Source organism: Pseudoalteromonas sp. P1-9, from assembly GCF_001399975.1.
Classification (GTDB): Bacteria; Pseudomonadota; Gammaproteobacteria; order Enterobacterales; family Alteromonadaceae; genus Pseudoalteromonas.
In genome coordinates this window covers 1-608 of sequence record NZ_LKBD01000126.1, presented here as the reverse complement: position 1 = coordinate 608, position 608 = coordinate 1, and the positions used below count along the sequence as shown (strand labels likewise).

The window sequence follows — 608 nt, the reverse complement described above, 5'->3', positions numbered from 1 at the left end:
AAACGTAGACCTTCGTCCATCGCGATTGGAACGATTAGCTCAACAGTCATCTTGATGTTGTCGCCTGGCATTACCATTTCTACGCCATCTGGTAATTGGATATCACCAGTTACGTCAGTTGTACGGAAGTAGAACTGTGGACGGTAGCCTTTGAAGAATGGCGTGTGACGACCACCTTCATCTTTAGATAGTACGTATACTTCTGAAGTGAACTTCGTGTGAGGCTTGATTGAACCAGGCTTACATAGAACCTGACCACGCTCAACTTCATCACGCTTAGTACCACGTAGAAGTGCACCAATGTTCTCACCCGCACGACCTTCGTCTAGAAGCTTACGGAACATTTCAACACCCGTACAAGTAGTAGTTGTAGTTTCTTTAATACCTACGATTTCTACTTCGTCGTTCACGTTGATGATACCAGCTTCAACACGGCCTGTTACTACTGTACCACGACCCTGGATTGAGAATACGTCTTCGATAGGCATGATGAATGGCTTATCGATGTCACGCTCTGGCTCTGGGATGTAAGAATCTAGTGCTTCTGCAAGCTCAACGATCTTGTCTTCCCACTCTTTCTCGCCTTCTAGTGCTTTAAGAGCTGAACC

At 45.9% G+C, this 608-nt stretch carries 1 protein-coding gene; it reads right to left on the bottom strand.

Annotated elements, in window-relative coordinates:
* The coding region (locus AN214_RS21845) for an EF-Tu/IF-2/RF-3 family GTPase (RefSeq protein WP_268795526.1) at window positions 1–608 on the bottom strand (608 nt) is incomplete at both ends.